The organism is Actinocorallia lasiicapitis (assembly GCF_054778695.1).
Genome location: NZ_BAAGZI010000096.1, coordinates 1 through 17,294, shown reverse-complemented (window position 1 = coordinate 17,294; position 17,294 = coordinate 1). Strand labels below are relative to the sequence as shown.

The following is a 17,294-nucleotide window of genomic DNA, read 5'->3' as shown; positions in this document are numbered from 1 at the left end:
CGGGTCGACGTCGGTTTCGGCCTCGGGCGCGTCGGTGTAGCCGGGGGCCAGCCGGATGTCGTCGGGGGCCGTCGGCAGCAGATCGCCGGGGCCCATGTCGCCGGGACGCAGCCGCTCCAGCCACGGCACCCACGGCGGCGGCAGGATCGCGTCGTCGCCCGGCAGCAGCGACACCTCGCTGATCGTGACGTTCTTCGCCCGCGACGCCCGCGCCACCGTGACGGCCCAGCGCCAGTCCGGGTAACCGATGTCGGTGCAGCCGAAATGGTGGGTGACCGTGCGTTCGCCTTCGACGGTGTAACCCAGGTACTCGCCGCCCTCGGCAGGGGCGGCCACCTCCCGGGCGGCCCCCAGTGCCAGCTCGACGGCGTCGACACAGGCGGTGTCGGCGGCCGCGGCGCGGGTGCGGCGGGCTGGGGCGGGACGCAGAGAGCTCACCCCACGATTGTCGCCCATCGGACGGTGTGACCGTGCACCGCACTGCCGCGCGCCGCGATTGAGCCACCACGCTCCGGGTATATACGGGCCACGGAGCGTCACGTTCCGGGCTGGCCGTATTGGGCAGCGCAGTCGCAACAACGCCCGCGCCCTTCCGCTCGGATCCCGTCGCATCGCCACTACCGGAAGGACGCGGGCGCCTCCCTCCGCCCAGCTCGGCGGTGTCGCGGCCGGTCCGGAGCCTTTCCCGGGCGGCCTAGACTCGGCGTCATGATGGTGGGCTTCGATCTCGATATGACCCTGGCGGACACACGCAAGGGAATCGGGGCCGTTTACACCGAACTTTCCGCGGAGACCGGCGTGTTCATCGACGTTCCGCTCGTCACGTCCCGTCTCGGACCGCCGCTGGAGACCGAACTGGCGCACTGGTTCCCCGCCGGCAGCGTCCCGGCGATGGTGACCCGTTTCCGCGAGCTCTACCCCGGCATCGCCGTCCCGGCGAGCGAGGAGATGCCCGGCGCCCGCGCCGCCCTCGCGGCCGTCCGCGCCGCCGGCGGTTCCACCATGGTCGTGACGGCCAAGAACGAGCGCGACGCCCGCGCCACCGTCGCCTTCCTCGGCCTGCCCGTAGACGTGGTCGCGGGCGGCCTGTGGGCCGCCGCCAAGGGCACCGCGCTCCGCGAGCACCAGGCCGTCACCTATGTGGGCGATCACATCGGCGACGTCGACGCGGCCCGCGCGGCGGGTGCGTTCAGCCTGGCCGTCGCGACGGGCGGGATCCCCGCCGAGACGCTCAGGGCGTACGGCGCCGACCATGTGCTGCCCGATCTGGAGGCGTTCCCGTCCTGGTTCGCGGAACAGTCGCGTCAATAAGGTGTATCGCCGTTTTGTGTTGGGCCGGTAACCTTGTACTGATCCGAAAATCGCAGACGACAGAGGTCAACCGTGCCCAGTGGCAAGGTCAAGTGGTATGACACCGAAAAGGGTTTCGGTTTTCTCACCCGTGACGACGGCGGTGAGGTCTTCGTGCATTCCTCCGCACTGCCCGAGGGGGTCACTTCGCTGAAGCAGGGGCAGCGCGTCGAGTTCGGCGTGGCCGAGGGGCGGCGCGGGCAGCAGGCGCTGCAGGTCAAGGTGATCGACACCCCGCCTTCGGTGGAGCGGACCCTGGCCAAGGCGAAGCGGAAGAAGCCCGATGATCTCGCCGAGATGACCGAGGATCTGATCAAGCTGCTGGATCACGTCGGCGACATCTACAAGCGCGGCAAGTACCCGTCCAGCGCGGAAGCCAAGAAGATCGCCACCGTTCTGCGCGCGGTCGCCGACGACATCGAGCTCTGACCTCCCCTAAGGTTGAGGGGGAGGATCACAAGAATGAGCATTTCGACGCGTGAGCGGATCGTGACCGAGGCGTTGCGGCTGTTCGCCGACCGCGGCTACGCGGCCACGTCCGTGGCCGAGATCGAGGCCGCGTCGGGGCTTTCGCCCGGCGCGGGCGGGCTCTACCGGCACTTTCCGTCCAAGCAGGAGGTGCTGGCGGCCGCTGTCCGCGAGCACATCGAACGGACCCGCGAGCAGGTCGTCACCGTGCTGGCGCAGTCCGAGACGCTCCAGGACAAGCCGATCGAGCTGCGGCTGCGGATGACCTGCCACGCCGGCCTCGCCAAGATGCGCGAGGAGCAGGACCTGATCCGGGTGCTGTTCCGCGATCTCGACCAGTTCCCGCAGCTCGTCGCCGACCTGCGGGACGGCGTGGTCAACCCGCTGTACGACGGCATCGCCACCTGGCTGGGCAGCCAGCCGGAGTTCAAGCACCTCGACGAGGACTGGCAGGCGATCGCCGCGGTGCTCGGCGGCTCGGTGGTCAACTACTGGCTGGCCAACGAGTCGCTCTACGAGGCGCCGATCAAGACGGATGAGAAGCGTTTCGTCGCCGCGTGGGCCAGGCTGGCCCTGGGTCTGATCGGCGACGTCAGCGCACTCACCGCCAAGGCGTGACAGAGCTCGCTTGGACAGCTACGGGGACTGGCTGCGGGGGCGCACCGACGAACAGTTGCGTGCGCTCGTCTCGGCACGCCCTGAGCTGATCACCCCCGTCCCCGCGGATCTGGGCGGGCTGGCGGCCCGCGCCGCCACCCCGGCGGCCGTGAGCCGCGCCCTGGACCGTCTGGACCACGGATCGCTCTCGGCGCTCGAAGCCATCCTCGTCCTCCCTTCGCCCACCATCACAGCACTCCGCAAGGCCCTCGGACCGGCCGTCACCGAGGTTGTGGACAACCTCCGGGAACTCGGGCTGGTCTGGAAGGGCGAACCAGCCGAAGACGGACGCAGGGCCTCACGGGAGCGCCTGCAGGTGGCGCCCGGAGTCCGGCAGGCCCTCCCCCACCCGGCCGGCCTCGGCCCCCCCGCCCGCGACGCCCTGGCCGTCCTGCCCGTCGACCGTCTGACGTCCCTGGCCGCCGATCTCGGCCTGCCCGTCTCCTTCCCCAGTGCCGCCGGCCTGTCGGAGGCGATCGCCGAACGCCTCGCCGATCTCGCCGACCTGGTCGACGACGCGGGCCAGGAGGCCAGAACGGCCCTGGAGCAGCTCGTCTGGGGCCCGCCGACGGGCCGGATCGACAACGCGCGCCGCCCCGTCACCATCGCCGACGCCCGCTCCCCCATCGAACGGCTCCTGGCCAGGGCCCTGCTGGTCGCCACCGACGACCGCACCGTCGCCTTGCCCCGCGAGGTCGGCCTGGAGCTCCGCCACGACGCCCTCTTCCGCGACGACCCCCTGCTCCCCCCGGAACCCACCGGGACGGCCCGCGCCCAGGCCCTCACCGACCAGATCGCCTCCGGCCAGGCGTTCACCGCCGTCCGCCTCGTCGAGGAGCTGCTGGAGCGGTGGGGGGTCGAGCCGCCGCCCGTGCTGCGCTCCGGCGGCCTGGCCGTCCGCGATCTGAAGGCCGCGGCCGTCCTCCTCGACGTCCCCGAGCCCGACGCCGCCCTCGTCATCGAGCTGGCCTACGCCGCCGGTCTGCTGGCCCGCGAGTCGGACTGGATCCCCACCCGCTCCTACGATCTGTGGCTGCTCCGCGACGCCGCCGAACGCTGGATCGACCTGGCCGACGCCTGGCTGACCACCGACCGGGTGCCGGGCCTCGCCGGCGGCCGCGACGACCGCGACAAGACCATCAACGCCCTGGCCGAGGAGTCGGTCCGCAGCACGGCCCCGTGGATCCGCCGCCGCACCCTGCTCGCCCTGCCGCAGGGGGTCGCCGCCACCGAACCGTCGATCCTGGCCCGGCTGGCCTGGGAGCATCCGCGCCGCACCGGCGGCCTGCACGACCGTCTCGTCTCCTGGACGCTCCGGGAGGCCGCGTTCCTCGGCCTGACGGGCTTCGGCGCGAAGGCGTCCTACACCGACCCCCTCCTCAACGGCGACGACATCCGGCCGGAGCTGGCCAAGCTGCTCCCCGAGCCGGTCGACCACGTCCTCCTCCAGGCCGATCTGACGGCCGTCGCCCCCGGCCCGCTCGTCCCCGATCTGGCGCGTGAGCTGGCCCTGATGGCCGACGTGGAGTCCACGGGCGGCGCGACCGTCTACCGGTTCGGCCCCGGGTCGGTCCGCCGCGCCCTGGACGCGGGCCGCACCGTCTCCGAGCTGATCGACCTGCTGACCAGGCACAGCAGCACACCCGTCCCGCAGCCGCTCAGCTATCTGATCGAGGATGTCGGCCGCCGGCACGGCAGGCTCAGGGTCGGCACGGCCCTCGCCTATGTCCGCTGCGACGATCCGGCCGTCCTGGACGAGATCTTCGCGGACCGGCGGGCGGCGGCGCTGCGCCTGTACCGGCTCGCCCCGACCGTCCTGGCCAGCCGTCTTTCCCGTCAGGAGCTCCTGGAGTCGCTGCGCTCGCTCGGCTTCGCGCCGGTCGCCGAATCGACCGAGGGCGGCCTGGTCGTCACCCGCACCGACGCGCAGCGCGCCGAGCCCGTCGCCCGTCCCGCGGCCGATCACGACCGCCCCGTGGACGGGGCGATCGCGGCGGCCGCCGTCCGGGCGCTGCGCGCGGGCGAGGAGGCCGCCGGAATAGGCTCCCCCGCGGGCGATCCGCCCCGCACCCCGGCGATGGCGATGGTCGAGGAGCTGCGGGAGGCCGTCGGCGGACGGCTCTGGATCGGCTACCTCGACCAGCAGGGCCAGGCCTCCAGCCGGATCATCGAGCCGATCCGGGTGGACGGCGGCTTCCTGACCGCATATGACCAGACGAGGGCATCGATCCAGCGGTTCGCCCTGCATCGCATCACAGGCGTCAGAAAGGCCTGAATCCGTGAGCTACCCCCCTCAGGACCCCTACGGCCGGCCCTACCAGCAGCAGCCAGGACCCTACGGACCGCAGCAGTATCCGTACGGCCAGCCCTACGATCAGCAGAACCCCTACGGATACGGCTACGGGCCGCCGCCCGCGAGCAACGCGGCCGCCGTCGCCGCGCTGGTCGCCAACGTCCTGCTGCTGGTCTTCACCTGCGGGATCAACCTGTTCGCGATCGCGGGCATCGTCACGGCGGGCATCGCGGTGAGCCGCGTCAACTCCGATCCGGTGTCGGCCAAGAACCTGACGACCGCGAGCTGGATCATCTTCGGTGTCCTGGTCGCCCTGACGGTCCTGCTGCTGGGGATCGGCGCGGCCGTCGGCCTGTTCTCCGACACCGGCTCCGGCTACGACGACGGATACGAAGTCTAGGCACCCCGCCCGGTCAATAGACTGGATGGTTATGACCGGTCCACTGATCGTCCAGTCCGACAAGACGCTGCTTCTCGAGGTCGATCACGAGCAGGCGGCCGACTGCCGTCGTGCCATCGCGCCGTTCTGCGAGCTGGAACGCGCCCCCGAACACGTGCACACCTACCGGGTGACCCCGCTGGCCCTGTGGAACGCGCGGGCCGCGGGCCATGACGCCGAGCAGGTCGTCGACGCGCTGATCAAGTTCTCGCGGTATCCGGTGCCGCACGCCCTGCTGGTCGACGTCGCCGACACGATGGGCCGGTACGGGCGGCTCCGCCTGGAGAAGGACCCGGTCCACGGGCTGATCCTGATCTCGTTCGACCGGGCCGTCCTGGAAGAGGTGCTCCGCGCCAAGAAGATCAAGGGCCTGATCGGGGAGCGGATCTCCGAGGACTCGGTGGTCGTCCACCCGTCCGAGCGGGGCAACCTCAAGCAGGCGCTGCTGAAGCTCGGCTGGCCCGCCGAGGACCTGGCCGGTTATGTCGACGGCGAGGCCCACGCGATCGACCTGGCCGAGGACGGCTGGAGCCTGCGCCCCTACCAGAAGGACGCCGCCGAGGCGTTCTGGCAGGGCGGTTCCGGTGTGGTCGTGCTGCCCTGCGGCGCGGGCAAGACGATCGTCGGCGCGGCCGCGATGGCCCACGCGGGCGCCACCACCCTGATCCTGGTCACCAACACCGTCTCGGTCCACCAGTGGAAGCGCGAGCTGATCAAGCGGACCAGCCTGACCGAGGACGAGATCGGCGAGTACTCGGGCGCTAAGAAGGAGATCCGCCCGGTCACCATCGCCACCTACCAGATCATGACGTCGCGCCGGAAAGGCGTGTACGGCCATCTGGAGCTGTTCGACGCCAGGGACTGGGGCCTGGTCGTCTACGACGAGGTCCATCTGCTCCCCGCGCCGATCTTCCGGATGACGGCCGACCTCCAGGCCCGCCGCCGCCTCGGCCTGACCGCGACCCTGGTCCGCGAGGACGGCCGTGAAGGCGACGTCTTCTCCCTGATCGGCCCGAAACGGTACGACGCGCCCTGGAAGGAGATGGAGACCCAGGGCTACATCGCCCCCGCCGACTGCGTCGAGGTCAGGGTCACCCTCACCGACTCCGAGCGGCTCGCCTACGCGACGGCCGAACCGGAGGAGCGGTACCGCTTCTGCGCGACCACCGAGACCAAGACCAAGGTCGTCGAACGGCTCGTCAAGCAGCATGAGGGCGAGCAGACCCTGGTGATCGGCCAGTACATCGACCAGCTCGACGAGCTGGGCGAACGACTCGGCGCCCCGGTGATCAAGGGCGAGACCAGGAACAAGGAGCGTGAGCGGCTGTTCGAGCTGTTCCGCACCGGCGAGATCGGCTGCCTGGTCGTGTCCAAGGTCGCGAACTTCTCGATCGACCTGCCCGAGGCGTCCGTCGCGATCCAGGTGTCCGGCAGCTTCGGCTCCCGCCAGGAAGAGGCGCAGCGCCTGGGCCGCGTCCTGCGCCCCAAGGCCGACGGCAAGGGCGCCCGCTTCTACTCGGTCGTCGCCCGCGACACCCTCGACCAGGACTTCGCCGCCAACCGGCAGCGCTTCCTCGCCGAGCAGGGCTACGCCTACCGCATCGTCGACGCCGGAGACATCCCCGGCTGACCTGCCCGCCGAACCGCCGGCCCGGCTAGGTGAGGGCCTGCTCGAACCAGACCACTTTCCCGCCTGACGTCCTGGTGGCGCCCCACCGGCGCGACAGGCGGGACACGAGCTGGAGCCCGCGGCCGCCTTCGTCGTCGTCGGCGGCCGACCGCAGGACGGGCAGGGTCGAGTCGTCGTCCTGCACCTCGACCAGCAGCGCGTCGGTGTAGACGAGCCGCAGCTCCACGGGCCTGGTCGCGTACCGGACGGAGTTGGTGACCAGTTCGGTGGCGAGCAGTTCGGTCGTGTCGATGTGGTCGGCGAGGCCCCACGATTTCAGGGTGGCGCGGATCAGCCGCCGGACCTTGGCGGGGGTCTGGCGGCGCGGCTGCAGCATCCACCGGGCGATGGCCGTGGCGGGGATGCCCTGCAGGTCGGCCATCAGCAGCGCGACGTCGTCCTCCTGGTCGGGCAGCGCACGGATCAGCTCCTCGCACTGGGCGTCGAGGGAGAGCCTGCGGCGGCGGGCGAGTTCGGAGCGGAGCCCTTCCATCCCGGTCTCGATGTCGGAGCCGCGCACCTCGACCAGGCCGTCGGTGCACAGGACGAGCCGGTCGCCGTCCGCGACGGAGACCTCCAGGGGTTCGAACGCCACCCCGCCGACCCCGATCGGCACCCCTTGGGGCACCTGGAGCAGTTCGGCGTCGCCGTCGGCGCGCATCAGGACGGGCGGCAGATGGCCGGCGTTGGCGAAGGTCAGCCGCCGGGCGACCGGGTCGTAGACGACGTACAGGCAGGTGGCCAGGTAGGCGTCGCCCATGCCCTGGGCGAGCCCGTCGAGCTGGCGGAGCACCTGGTCGGGCGGCAGGTCGAGGGCGGCGAGGGTCTGCACGGCGGTGCGGAGCTGGCCCATGATCGCCGCGGAGCTCATTCCGTGGCCCATCACGTCGCCGACGACCAGCGCGATCCGGCTGGACGGCAGGGCGATCGCGTCGAACCAGTCGCCGCCGATCCTGGCGTGGTCGTTGGCGGGCAGGTAGCGGTGGTGCAGGGAGATCCCGGCGAGCTTCGGCAGCCGGGTCGGGAGCATACTGCGCTGCAGGGTGTCGGCGGCGGCGGCCGAGACCCGGTAGCGGTGGGCGTTGTCGGCGGCGAGCGCGGCCTGCGCGGCGAGCTGCGCGACCAGCATCCGCTCGATCTCGTCGTACGGCGAGCCGTCGCGGCGCACCAGCACCGCGCCCAGGTTCCGCCCTCTGACGTGCAGCGGCACCGCCAGCTCGTGATCGGTCAGAAAGGACTCGCCCGCGAGGATCACCTCGTCGAGCCCCTTGTCGAGGGGCGGCCCCTGCGGCACGGTGACCACGTGCCGGAGCACGCCGTTCATCCGGTGGCCGGGGAACAGGCCCTGATCGAGGTAGACGGTGACGGTGTCGGCGAAGGTCGCCAGTTCGGCGGCGAGCGAGCGCGCGCTCTCGACCGGGTCGAGCCGGGTGCCGATCCGCACCGACGCCTCGCCGAGGAACTCCAGAGCGGCCTTCATGTCAGGGACGCCGGCAGTTGAGGAAGAGCTGCACCTCGGGGACGGCCTTGGTCGACTGCGGCGCGAAGGAGTACACGTTCAGCTCCTCGACCACGAATCCGGCCTCCTCGACGAGGGGGCGCAGCTCGTCGCGCAGGTAGGCCGAGACCAGCACCTCCTGGCCGAGGAACCCGATCGGGAAGTCCTCCAGGTCGGCTTCGACCATCGACAGGCAGAACAGCCCGCCGGGGCGGAGCCGGTCGCGGAGCGCGGTCAGCGCGGCGGGGATCTCTTCCAGGGGCAGCATCAGCAGCACGAAGAAGATGAGGATCGCGTCGTACTCGCCTTCGACCACGGCGAGGTCGGCGACGTCGGCCTGGACGAACGTGGCGCCGGGCACGTTGGCCCTGGCCAGTTCGATCATCCCGGCGGACAGGTCGATCCCGGTGTAGTCGTGGCCCGCCTCGACGATCTGCGCGCCGGTCGGCAGCCCGGTGCCGCATCCGACGTCGAGGATCCGGCTGCCGGGGGCGAGGTTCTTCAGCAGCCACTCACCGGCGGCGAGCTGGCCTTCCTTGTGCGGGAAGGCCTCGTCGTAGCGCGTTCCAATGGCGTCGAAGGCCGCAGCCACCTGGTTCCGGCGTTCGCTGGTCACATCCGTCACTCTAGGCGAATCCCGGACGTATAGGCGTTATTTAACGATCTAGACATACGAAAGGTGGGATCGTTCCCCTGTAGTGGATCTTCAGGAGGTTCCCGTGCAAGAACTCAACCGACGTTCCCTGATGACCGGCCTCATGACCGGCGCCCTCGTCCTCGGCTTCAGCCCGGTCACCCGCGGCTGGGTCACCGCCGCGAACGCGGCCGGACCGTTCGACTCGCTCCCCCCGCTCGACGGCGTGCTCAAGACCGACGCCGCCACCCTCGACTCCGCCGCCGACGACTTCGGCCATATCGTCCACCACCGGCCGCTCGCCGTCCTGGTGCCCGGCTCCGTCCGGGACATCGTGGCCATGGTGAAGTTCTGCCGGACCCACAAGATCAAGCTCGCCGGACGCGGCCAGGGCCACTCCACCAACGGCCAGGCCCAGGTGGCGGGCGGGCTCGTCATCGACATGAGCCCGCTGTCGTCCATCGAGATCTCGGGCGACCGCGCCACCGTCGGCGCGGGCGCGCTCTGGCACACCCTGCTCCAGGCGACGCTGCCGCGCGGGCTGACCCCGCCCGTCCTCACCGACTACATCGACCTGTCCATCGGCGGGACGCTCAGCGTCGGCGGGCTCGGCGGCCAGGCCGGCCACTACGGCACCCAGGTCGACAACGTCGTCGAACTGGAGGCCGTCACCGGGGCGGGCAAGCTCGTCACCTGCTCCCCCACCAGCCACGCCGCGCTGTTCTACGCGCTGCTGGCGGGCCGCGGCCAGGTCGGCGTCATCACCAAGGCGAAGCTCAAGCTGACGCCCGCGCCGCAGACCATCCGCTACTACAACCTGTACTTCTCCTCGGTCGCCGAGCTGACGGCCAAGCAGAAGAAGGTCCTCAAGGACGGCCGGTTCGACTACCTGGAAGGCCAGCTCCAGCTCCAGCCGGACGGCTCCTGGAAGTACATGCTGGAGGGGGTCGCCTACGGCGCGAGCGCCGCCGACGATGCCCGGCTCACCGGCGACCTCGGCGCGATCGAGCAGACCGCCGTCGACCAGCCGTTCTACGACTTCGCGAACCGGGTCGGCCCGGTCGTCGACATCCTGAAGTCGCTCGGCGAATGGGACCGGCCGCACCCGTGGCTCGACGCGTTCGTCCCCGAGTCGGCGGTGAACCGGCTGGTCACCGAGACCCTGCCGACCCTCACCCCGCAGACGATCGGGTTCAGCGCGATCATCCTGCTCTACCCGTTCGACGCGGCCAAGGTGAACGCGCCGCTGATGCGGCTGGGCCAGGAGCGCTACACCTGGCTGTTCTCGCTGCTGCGCACCTCCTCGCCCGGCTGCGCCGACCCGGACGCCATGACGGCCGCCAACCACGCCTTCTACAAGAAGGCGCGGGCGGCGGGCGGCTCCTGGTACCCGGTCGGCACGCTCCCCCTCACCAAGGCCGACTGGGTCCAGCACTACGGCGTCACCTGGCCGGCGTTCCGGCTGGCCAAGGAGGTCTACGACCCGTCGGGGATCCTCACGCCGGGACAGGGGATCTTCTGATCGGCCGTTCGCGCAGGATGAGTCCGGCCGAGCAGAACGCGGCGGCGAGCGCGAGCACGCCCGCCCCGTACCAGGCCAGATCGTAGGTGCCGAGACGGTCGCGGGTGACGCCCGCGACCGTCGCGGCGAACGCGGCGCCCACCTGGTGGGAGGCGAACACCCAGCCGAACACGACGGCTCCGCTCGTCCCGTAGAGGCGGCGGCAGAGCGCGACGGTCGGCGGCACCGTCGCCACCCAGTCGAGCCCGTAGAAGACGATGAACAGCAACATGCTGGGGTGGACGGACGCCGCGAACAGCTGCGGCAGCACCAGCAGCGAAAGCCCGCGCAGCCCGTAGTAGGCGACGAGCAGTTTCGCCGGATCGACCCGGTCGCTGAGCCAGCCGGAGAAGACCGTCCCGATGATGTCGAAGATCCCGATCAGGGCGAGCAGGCTCGCGGCGACCGTGTCGCCCATCCCGTGGTCGTGGGCGGCGGGGATGAAGTGGGTGCCGACCAGGCCGTTGGTGGTGGCGCCGCAGATCGCGAACCCGCCCGCCAGGTACCAGAACGGCCGGGTGCGGGCGGCGTCGCGCAGGGCCGTCAGGGCACGGCGGGCCGCGCCCTTCGCCGGGGTCCTGACGGCGGGCTCGTCGGTGCCGAGCGCGGTCAGCCCCAGCTCCTCGGTGGTGTCGCGGAGCAGGAACCAGACCAGCGGGACGACCGCGAGCGCCGCCACCGTGACCGTCAGCGCGGCGGTCCGCCAGCCGTGGTCGTGGGCGAGCACCGCCAGCAGCGGCAGGAAGACGAGCTGGCCGGTCGCGCCGCCCGCGGTGAGGATCCCGGTGACCAGGCCCTTGTGGCTGTGGAACCAGCGGTCGGTGAGGGTCGCGGCGAAGACCAGGGCCATCGATCCGGTGCCGAGCCCGACCAGCACGCCCCACGCGGCGACCAGCTGCCAGCTCGCCGTCATCCAGACCGTCACTCCGCTGCCCGCCGCGACCAGCAGCAGCGCGGCGGCGACGACGCGGCGCATCCCGAACCGGTCCATCAGGGCCGCGGCGAACGGCGCCATCAGCCCGTAGAGCATGAGGTTGACCGAGACGGCGAACGAGATCGTGCCCTTACTCCAGCCGAACTCGGCCTGCAACGGATCAATGAGGACAGCGGGCGTCGCCCGGAACCCAGCCGCACCAATGATCGCGATCAACGCGACCCCGGCCACCAGCCAAGCCCGATGCAGTCTCTTCGTCATGCCCAAGATTGTCCGGCCTCGCCCCCCTCCCCGCGAGTGGCCGAAAAGCCAATATCAGCAAGAATCCGGCCATAGACTCGGGCCATGCCGCACCGGATAGCCGTGCTCATCCTCGACGACTTCGCCTCCCTCGACGTCGGGATCCCCTGCCAGGTCTTCACCTCCGGCGCGCTCGACGGCCGCTACGACCTGCGCACCTGCTCCGTCGGCGGGCTCCCGGTCCGCTGCGACGCCGGCTACGCGATCACCCCCGAAGGCGATCTGTCCCTGCTGGAGACCGCCGACACCATCGTCATCCCGGGGATCCACGGCGGGCCGCCGCTGACCGCGGGCGAGCTCCCCGCCGAGCTGGCCGCGGCGCTGCACACCGCCCACCGGCGCGGGGCCCGGCTGATGTCGATCTGCACGGGGGCGTTCGTGCTGGCCGCCGCGGGGCTGCTCGCCGGACGGGCCGCCACCACTCACTGGTGGCACGCCGAACGGTTCCGGGAACTCTTCCCCTCCATCGCGCTCGACCCCGACGTCCTGTTCGTCGACTCGGGCGACATCCTCACCTCGGCCGGGGTGTCCGCCGGGATCGATCTCTGCCTGCACGTGGTCCGCACCGACCACGGCACCGAGATCGCCAACCGGGTGGCCCGGCGGATCGTCGCCGCGCCGTTCCGGGAGGGCGGGCAGGCCCAGTTCATCGAACGGCCGATCCCCGAACCGGCCACCGCGACGACGTCCGCGACCCGCGCGTGGGCCCTGACCCGGCTGCACGAGCCGCTGACCCTCGCCGCGCTCGCCGCCCACGCCACCATGTCCACTCGCACCTTCACCCGGCGCTTCCGCGCCGAGACCGGGCTGAGCCCCGCCCGCTGGCTCGCCGTCCACCGCGTCGAGCAGGCACGGCGGCTCCTCGAATCGACCGATCTTCCCGTCGACGAGGTGGCGCGGGCCGCCGGTTTCGGGACGGCCGTGTCGCTGCGGCAGCAGCTCCACGCGACGCTGGGCGTGGCGCCGCTGGCCTACCGGCACTCCTTCCGCACGTCCTAGAGGCGGATGGTGGTGATGGGGAGGGAGGAGTCGGCGGGGAGGTCGAGGCGGGAGTCCTCGACGCCTGAGGCGACCAGTTCGGAGCCGAGGGCCGCGACCATGGCGCCGTTGTCGGTGCAGAGTTTCGGCCGGGGGACGCGCAGCCGGATCCCGGCCGCGTCGCAGCGCTGCTGCGCCATCTCGCGGAGCCGGGAGTTGGCGGCGACACCGCCGCCGATCTGGAGGTGGTCGACGCCGTGGTCCTTGCAGACCGCGATGGCCTTGCGGGTCAGCACGTCGACGACGGCCTCCTGGAACGAGGCGGCCACATCGGCGATCGGCACCGAACGCCCCGCCTTCTCCTGGTTCTCGACCCAGCGGGCCACCGCCGACTTCAGCCCGGAGAAGGAGAAGTCGTAGGTGCCGTCGTCGAGTTTGCCGCGCGGGAACGCGATCGCCCTCGGATCGCCTTCGCGGGCCTTCCGGTCGATGATCGGGCCGCCGGGGAAGCCCAGGTCGAGCACCCGGGCGACCTTGTCGAACGCCTCGCCCGCCGCGTCGTCGACGGTCGAGCCGAGCGACCGCACATCGGTCGCGACGTCCGGGACCAGCAGCAGCGACGAGTGCCCGCCCGACACCAGCAGCGACACGCACGGCTTGGGCAGCGGCCCGTGCTCGAGCTGGTCGACGGCCACATGCGCGGCGAGATGGTTCACCCCGTACAGCGGCTTGTCCAGGGCCAGCGCGTACGCCTTGGCCGCCGCGACGCCCACCATCAGCGCCCCCGCCAGCCCCGGGCCCGCGGTGACGGCGATCGCGTCGAGCTCCCGCAGCTTCACCCCGGCCTCGGCCAGCGCCCGCTCGATGGTCGGGGTCATCGCCTCGAGATGGGCGCGCGAGGCGACCTCGGGGACGACCCCGCCGAACCTGGCGTGCTCCTCGACACTGGAGGCGACCGTGTCGGCGAGCAGCGTGTGCCCGCGGACGATCCCGATCCCCGTCTCGTCACAGGAGGTCTCGATCCCGAGGACCAGCGGTTCGGTCATGTCAGTTCCCCCCTGCGCATCAGGAGGGCGTCGGCGCCGTCCTGGTAGTAGCGCCTGCGGACGCCGATCCGGGCGAAACCGAAGCGCTCATAGAGTTTCTGTGCGGGTGTGTTGTCGGCTCTGACCTCGAGGAACACCGCTTCGCAGCCGCGTTCGGCCGCCTCGTCGAGGAGTTCGGTGAGCAGCGCGGCGCCGTGGCCGTGGCCCTGGTGGGCGGCGCGCACCCCGATGGTCTGGACGTCGCCCTGCCCGCCCGCCGCCGACAGACCGGCGTAGCCGATGATCGCGCCGTCGGACTCCAGGACGACGTAGTGGCGGGTGGCGGGCTGCTGGACGAGCTCGCCCAGCAGCATCTCCACCGTCCACGGCTGGTCGGCGAACACCTCGTGTTCGAGCTCCATCACCGCGGGGACGTCCGCCTCGGCCATCGGCCGGATCACCGGCGCCGTCACTGGACGGCCCTCTTCCGGGGGCCGATCTCCTGGGCGTCGGGGCGGCGCAGGTAGAGCGGTTCCGGCGGCAGCAGCGGCAGCCCGCGCCGGCCCGACAGCCGCTCGATCGCGATCTCGGCGATGGCCGACGCCGACGGCAGCAGCGGTTCGCCCGGCTCGCCCAGCACGTCGGCGTAGATCCGGGCGCCCTCCCCGAAGGCGGGCAGTCCAAGCGCGGCGTCGGCGGCGGGGCCGACGGCCGGTTCGGTGAGCCGCCGGCAGGCCGAGGCGTAGCGCGCCCAGTAGACCTCTTTTCGGCGGGCGTCGGTGGCGACGACGAACGGCTCGTCGCGGCCGGTCGCCCAGGCGATCGCGTCGAGCGTGCACACCCCGTGGACGGGGATCTTGAGCGCGGAGCCGAGCGCGTCGGCGTTCCCGAGACCCACCCGCAGCCCGGTGTAGGGGCCCGGCCCGACCCCGACGGCGATCACGTCGAGCTGCGCCGGGATCGCCCCCGCCTCGGCCAGCACCGCCTTGATCGAGGGGGCGAGCACCTCGGCGTGCCGCTGCTTGTCCACGCCCTGCACGACGGCGCGCGGACGCACGCCCTCACCGGGAAGCCACTCATAAAGGGCGACGGTGACGGCCGAGGTCGCGGTGTCGAAAGCCAGAACCAGCACAACCCAGAAGCTTATCCGGCGGCGCGGACAGCTCCGTCAGCCTCGGCCCGCTCCGATCACTGGGCGGCGGCCCTGATCTGGGCGACGATGATCTCGGTGGCGGCGCGGGCGCCGTCCACCGCCTTGTCCTTGGGCAGCGCGGACTCTCCGTCGGTCCTGCCCGCGTACCGGACGGTGATCAGCACATTGCCGACCCGCGCGTTGACCACGCCGGCGCCCTGGCCGTCGCCCGTGTAGTAGAGGGTGTAGGCGTTCTCGCCGAGGCCGGGGAGTTCGGCGCTGAACCGCAGCTTCTCGCGTTGGCCCGCCGACTTGCCCGTTCTGTCGTCCTGCCATTCCGCCAGATATCTGGTCTTGGCCTGGGCGATCGAGGTGGCGCCGTCAAAGCCGCGCAGGTCGACGGTGAGGATCCGCGGGTCGTCGCCGTAGTCGCCCCACGCGCACTTGCTCTCCAGATCGTCGGCGATCGCGACGGGCGGCGCGGGCTTGCCGCCGGGCACGAGCCGCTGGGTGAAGTCGCCCTTCAGCATCGCGCAGGCGTTGGGGACGACCTCGAACGGGGTGAAAGTGGGGTTGGCGACGGTCGCGCGGGGCTTGCTGGCCTTCGGCACGACGCTCTGCGCCCCGCTGGGCGCCGCCGGATTCTCCGAACTGGCGTTCTTGAGGATGAACAGACCGGCGATCGCGCACACGGCCAGCACGCCGGTGAGGGCGCCGCCCAGCAATATGGCCATGCTGCGTTCGGAGCCGTTGGCTCTGCGTCGTTGACCGCCCACTCGAGGACTCCCGGTTCGGGGGGAAGTATCCCTTTACTGCGAGGACGAGGTTACGACACGCACGGGTAACTTCGGGAGTACCCAGCGGTATCAAGAAGGTGCTTTCTTCACCGGCCCCCGGTGTCACCAGTCCTGGGCGCCGGACCAGCGGTCCCCGACCCCGGTCAGGGTGATCTCCCGCTCCTCGCCCTCGCCGATCCGCTCCAGCCGCAGTTCGAGCCGGGCCTCGGCGAGCCCTTCGACCAGTCCCTCGCCCCATTCGACGATGGTCACGGCTTCCTCGAGCGAGGCGTCCAGATCGAGATCGTCGACCTCGGCGAAGCCGCCCAGCCGGTAGGCGTCCACATGGACGAGCGGGGGGCCGTCGCCGAGCGGCGGGTGCACCCTGGCGATCACGAAGGTGGGCGAGGTGACCGGCCCGCGGATCCCGAGCCCTTCGCCGATTCCCCTGGTCAGGGTGGTTTTCCCGGCGCCGAGCCCGCCTGAGAGCACCAGCAGGTCGCCGGGGCGGAGCCGGGCCGCGAGCTTGATCCCGAACGCGTGCATCTCCTCGGGGGTGGAGATCCTCATGACGCGGCCTCCTCGGCGGGCTTGCCGGTGGCGCGGGCGATCAGCCGGCGCAGCCCGGACGTCACGGCGCCGGGGTGTTCCAGTGGCAGCAGATGGCCCGCCTCGTCGATCCCGACGAACTCGGCGTCGTCCACGGAGTCGGCGATCAGTGCGCCGTGGGCGAGGGGCGTCAGCAGATCCGCGCCGCCCGACATCACCAGGACGGGCACCTTTGTCACTGTTTCAAGGGATTTGCGCTTGTCATGCCGCATCAACGTCGGATAGAACTCCGCGATCACGTCGATCGGGGTCGCCCTGATCATCTGCTCGACGAAATCGACCAGGGTCGGGCTGACGTTCTTGTCGGCGAACCCCATCCGGCGGATCACGAAGAACGCCAGATCGGCCCCGGCCGTCCGAGCCGGATCGATCAGGTCCTTGCGCGCGCCGAGCCCCCGCACCACACGCGGCGCGACCGGCCGGATCAGCTTGGCCAGCAGCAGCGGCAGGCCGAGCGTCATCTCGTGGATGTCGCCGAGCGAGGTGTTGACCAGCGCCACCCCGATCACCTGCCGGTCGAAGAACTCCGGATGCCGCTCCGCCAACGCCATGATCGTCATTCCGCCCATGGAGTGGCCGACCAGGATCACCGGATCGCCGGGACGGACCGTCGCGCGCAGCACCGCGGCCAGATCGTCACCGGTCTGGTCGATGGTCGCGTGCGTGGGACGGCTGCGGCCCGACCGGCCGTGGCTGCGCTGGTCCCAGAACACCATCCGGTGCCCGGCCAGATCGCGCCGCTGGTAGTGCCAGGTGTCCTGGGACAGGCAGTAGCCGTGGCAGAACACGATCGTGAGCTGCTTGCGGGGGCGGCGGCCCGGCGGCTGCTCGATCTCCACCCGCAGCTCGAGCCCGTCGTCGGCCAGGACCGTCAGCGGCTCGCCGCGCAGCTCCCCGAACGGCTCGTTGACGTCCGGGTCGGGCAGCAGCCGCACCCGTCCCACCGCGATCCGGCGGGCCGCGACCGCCGC

18 protein-coding genes are annotated in these 17,294 nt (G+C 71.4%); 8 read left to right on the top strand and 10 right to left on the bottom strand.

Features of this window, described 5'->3' with window-relative positions:
- The coding region (locus tag ACYVE7_RS13735) for a DUF3027 domain-containing protein (RefSeq protein ID WP_460365041.1) at window positions 1-438 on the bottom strand (438 nt) is incomplete at its 3' end.
- A gap of 270 nt (window positions 439-708) precedes the next feature.
- On the opposite strand from ACYVE7_RS13735, the gene ACYVE7_RS13730 reads away from it, so the two are divergent.
- The 6 genes from ACYVE7_RS13730 (at window position 709) to ACYVE7_RS13705 (ending at window position 6,837) form a co-directional block, all read left to right on the top strand.
- Window positions 709-1,311 carry an HAD family hydrolase gene (locus ACYVE7_RS13730; protein ID WP_460365040.1) on the top strand — a complete coding sequence of 201 codons (603 nt, stop codon included), beginning with the start codon at window positions 709-711 and terminating at the stop codon, window positions 1,309-1,311.
- 72 nt (window positions 1,312-1,383) lie between these two features.
- Window positions 1,384-1,779, top strand: coding sequence for a cold-shock protein (locus ACYVE7_RS13725; RefSeq protein ID WP_460365039.1), 396 nt, complete (start codon window positions 1,384-1,386; stop codon window positions 1,777-1,779).
- Window positions 1,780-1,812: 33 nt separating this feature from the next.
- Window positions 1,813-2,436: a TetR/AcrR family transcriptional regulator gene (locus tag ACYVE7_RS13720; protein ID WP_460365038.1), complete on the top strand. Its 624-nt coding sequence runs from the start codon at window positions 1,813-1,815 to the stop codon at window positions 2,434-2,436.
- Window positions 2,437-2,446: 10 nt separating this feature from the next.
- Entirely contained in the window at window positions 2,447-4,750 is a 2,304-nt protein-coding gene (locus tag ACYVE7_RS13715; protein WP_460365037.1) for a helicase-associated domain-containing protein, read from the top strand.
- A 4-nt stretch (window positions 4,751-4,754) separates the two neighbouring features.
- Complete coding sequence (locus tag ACYVE7_RS13710) at window positions 4,755-5,168, top strand: hypothetical protein (protein ID WP_460365036.1); 414 nt, start codon at window positions 4,755-4,757, stop codon at window positions 5,166-5,168.
- Window positions 5,169-5,199: 31 nt separating this feature from the next.
- Window positions 5,200-6,837, top strand: a complete 1,638-nt coding sequence (locus tag ACYVE7_RS13705) for a DNA repair helicase XPB (protein WP_460365035.1) — start codon at window positions 5,200-5,202, stop codon at window positions 6,835-6,837.
- Window positions 6,838-6,862: 25 nt separating this feature from the next.
- On the opposite strand, the gene ACYVE7_RS13700 is transcribed toward ACYVE7_RS13705, so the two are convergent.
- Together ACYVE7_RS13700 and ACYVE7_RS13695 are read right to left on the bottom strand one after the other, a co-directional pair.
- Complete coding sequence (locus ACYVE7_RS13700; RefSeq protein ID WP_460365034.1) at window positions 6,863-8,356, bottom strand: ATP-binding SpoIIE family protein phosphatase; 1,494 nt, start codon at window positions 8,354-8,356, stop codon at window positions 6,863-6,865.
- 1 nt (window position 8,357) lies between these two features.
- On the bottom strand, window positions 8,358-8,990 hold the full coding sequence (locus tag ACYVE7_RS13695; RefSeq protein ID WP_460365033.1) for a class I SAM-dependent DNA methyltransferase: 633 nt from the start codon (window positions 8,988-8,990) through the stop codon (window positions 8,358-8,360).
- A gap of 103 nt (window positions 8,991-9,093) precedes the next feature.
- Here ACYVE7_RS13695 and ACYVE7_RS13690 point away from each other — a divergent pair, with 103 nt between their 5' ends.
- The gene (locus ACYVE7_RS13690; RefSeq protein ID WP_460365032.1) at window positions 9,094-10,530 is read left to right on the top strand and encodes an FAD-binding protein; all 1,437 of its coding nucleotides are present in this window, start codon (window positions 9,094-9,096) and stop codon (window positions 10,528-10,530) included.
- Here ACYVE7_RS13690 and ACYVE7_RS13685 read toward each other — a convergent pair.
- On the bottom strand, window positions 10,505-11,764 hold the full coding sequence (locus ACYVE7_RS13685) for an MFS transporter (protein WP_460365031.1): 1,260 nt from the start codon (window positions 11,762-11,764) through the stop codon (window positions 10,505-10,507). The two genes, ACYVE7_RS13690 and ACYVE7_RS13685, sit on opposite strands and share 26 nt — an antisense overlap.
- Before the next feature lie 84 nt (window positions 11,765-11,848).
- On the opposite strand from ACYVE7_RS13685, the gene ACYVE7_RS13680 reads away from it, so the two are divergent.
- Window positions 11,849-12,802 (top strand): GlxA family transcriptional regulator, encoded by a 954-nt coding sequence (locus ACYVE7_RS13680; RefSeq protein ID WP_460365030.1) that lies wholly within the window; start codon window positions 11,849-11,851, stop codon window positions 12,800-12,802.
- Here the strand turns inward: ACYVE7_RS13680 and tsaD are convergent.
- The 6 genes from tsaD to ACYVE7_RS13650 form a co-directional block, all read right to left on the bottom strand.
- Window positions 12,799-13,827 (bottom strand): tRNA (adenosine(37)-N6)-threonylcarbamoyltransferase complex transferase subunit TsaD, encoded by a 1,029-nt coding sequence (tsaD, locus tag ACYVE7_RS13675; RefSeq protein ID WP_460365029.1) that lies wholly within the window; start codon window positions 13,825-13,827, stop codon window positions 12,799-12,801. The two genes, ACYVE7_RS13680 and tsaD, sit on opposite strands and share 4 nt — an antisense overlap.
- Entirely contained in the window at window positions 13,824-14,255 is a 432-nt protein-coding gene (gene rimI / locus ACYVE7_RS13670) for a ribosomal protein S18-alanine N-acetyltransferase (RefSeq protein ID WP_460365042.1), read from the bottom strand. The genes tsaD and rimI overlap by 4 nt, the downstream gene beginning before the upstream one ends.
- Window positions 14,256-14,275: 20 nt before the next feature.
- Window positions 14,276-14,938: a tRNA (adenosine(37)-N6)-threonylcarbamoyltransferase complex dimerization subunit type 1 TsaB gene (gene tsaB / locus ACYVE7_RS13665; protein WP_460365028.1), complete on the bottom strand. Its 663-nt coding sequence runs from the start codon at window positions 14,936-14,938 to the stop codon at window positions 14,276-14,278.
- Between the two features lie 56 nt (window positions 14,939-14,994).
- Complete coding sequence (locus ACYVE7_RS13660; protein WP_460365027.1) at window positions 14,995-15,672, bottom strand: hypothetical protein; 678 nt, start codon at window positions 15,670-15,672, stop codon at window positions 14,995-14,997.
- A gap of 165 nt (window positions 15,673-15,837) precedes the next feature.
- A complete protein-coding gene (gene tsaE, locus ACYVE7_RS13655) occupies window positions 15,838-16,284 on the bottom strand; it encodes a tRNA (adenosine(37)-N6)-threonylcarbamoyltransferase complex ATPase subunit type 1 TsaE (protein ID WP_460365026.1) in 447 nt (148 codons plus the stop codon).
- Window positions 16,281-17,294: alpha/beta fold hydrolase (locus tag ACYVE7_RS13650; protein WP_460365025.1), on the bottom strand; the 1,014-nt coding region annotated here is incomplete at its 5' end. The genes ACYVE7_RS13650 and tsaE, both read right to left, overlap by 4 nt.

Coding starts and splice junctions, on each gene's coding strand:
- ACYVE7_RS13685 (WP_460365031.1), bottom strand. CDS start 11,764: ATGACGAAGAGACTGCATCGGGCTTGGCTGGTGGCCGGGGTCGCGTTG.
- tsaD (WP_460365029.1), bottom strand. CDS start 13,827: ATGACCGAACCGCTGGTCCTCGGGATCGAGACCTCCTGTGACGAGACG.
- ACYVE7_RS13680 (WP_460365030.1), top strand. CDS start 11,849: ATGCCGCACCGGATAGCCGTGCTCATCCTCGACGACTTCGCCTCCCTC.
- ACYVE7_RS13700 (WP_460365034.1), bottom strand. CDS start 8,356: ATGAAGGCCGCTCTGGAGTTCCTCGGCGAGGCGTCGGTGCGGATCGGC.
- ACYVE7_RS13730 (WP_460365040.1), top strand. CDS start 709: ATGATGGTGGGCTTCGATCTCGATATGACCCTGGCGGACACACGCAAG.
- rimI (WP_460365042.1), bottom strand. CDS start 14,255: ATGGCCGAGGCGGACGTCCCCGCGGTGATGGAGCTCGAACACGAGGTG.
- tsaE (WP_460365026.1), bottom strand. CDS start 16,284: ATGAGGATCTCCACCCCCGAGGAGATGCACGCGTTCGGGATCAAGCTC.
- ACYVE7_RS13660 (WP_460365027.1), bottom strand. CDS start 15,672: ATGGCCATATTGCTGGGCGGCGCCCTCACCGGCGTGCTGGCCGTGTGC.
- ACYVE7_RS13705 (WP_460365035.1), top strand. CDS start 5,200: ATGACCGGTCCACTGATCGTCCAGTCCGACAAGACGCTGCTTCTCGAG.
- ACYVE7_RS13720 (WP_460365038.1), top strand. CDS start 1,813: ATGAGCATTTCGACGCGTGAGCGGATCGTGACCGAGGCGTTGCGGCTG.